Source organism: Natrialba sp. SSL1 (assembly GCF_001861355.1).
In the GTDB taxonomy this organism is placed as follows: domain Archaea; phylum Halobacteriota; class Halobacteria; order Halobacteriales; family Natrialbaceae; genus Natrialba.
The window spans coordinates 1-1,069 of record NZ_MASN01000013.1; the positions used below are offsets into that span (position 1 = coordinate 1).

1 protein-coding gene is annotated in these 1,069 nt (G+C 57.2%); it reads left to right on the forward strand.

Annotation, left to right across the window (positions count from 1 at the left end; all coding sequences use genetic code 11):
• Positions 1-55 precede the first annotated feature (55 nt).
• Positions 56-1,048, forward strand: coding sequence for a transposase (locus tag BBD46_RS03275; RefSeq protein WP_071400337.1), 993 nt, complete (start codon positions 56-58; stop codon positions 1,046-1,048).
• Positions 1,049-1,069: the final 21 nt, after the last annotated feature.

A 1,069-nucleotide genomic window follows, 5' to 3' on the forward strand; every position in this document is an offset into this window, starting at 1 on the left:
GAGGGTGTCATAGAACAGTTCTCATACCAGAGAGCAGGGTGAATGCTGAGATGGTATGGCCTCAGCGACCCTGCAAGATGATCCTTCGGTAGAGACGTTCTTCAATGTCGCGGAGACTGAGACGCTAGCGCTGTTTGAGCATCTCTCCTTCGAGTTTCTCGAAGAGTTCGACGTGTTCGCCCCGGCGCAGACGGGGCGAACACGAGATCACGAACCACCTGAGATGATGCGTGGGTTTCTGCACTGCTACTACAAGGATATCTACGGCATTCGTCCGGTTGCGCGAGAACTGAACAACACAGTGGTCTGGCTCAGCTGTGGCTTCGATCGACCGCCGTCGAGAGACGCGGTCGATCGCTTCCTCACCGATCTCGAACACGTCATCGATGAGATTTTCGACCACCTCGTCGAGCAGGCCGCCTTGCGGGGCCTGCTCGACTTGACCTACTCGATTGATTCGACAGACGTGAGAGCGATGCCTGCCGATCCTGACGCATCGAAATGCTACGATCCAACGGCTGAAGAGTACTACTACGGCTACGGCTGCACGATCGTTTCGACCGGGTCGAAGATCCCGATTGCAGCGGAGTTCACCGAGAGCAAACAAGCACCAGAGGAGACGGCGATGCGCGTCACCCGTGACGCGCTCGCCGTCGCTAAACCGATGTGGATGCTTGGTGACAGCGCGTACGATACACTTGACTGGCACGACCACCTGCTGGCCGCAGGGGTCGTGCCAGTCGCTCCCTACAACCCACGTAACACTGATGACCCAAAGGACATCGAGTACAGGGTCGAAGACCGCATCGAAGACCACAGCGAGGACGTTCAGCTGAAGCAATCGACGTTAGACGAGACGTATAACCGCCGAACAGGCGTCGAACGAACCAACGAATCAGTCAAGGACTGCGGCCTCGGGCGAACGCACGCCCGAGGCCGCGTCCACGCACGAGCACAGGTGTTCCTCGCGCTGTGCCTTCGTCTTGTTATTGCAATCACCAACTATGAACGCGGAGATAATCCGGGAAGCACGATCATCACGGTGTGACAAGAGTTCTATGACACCCTC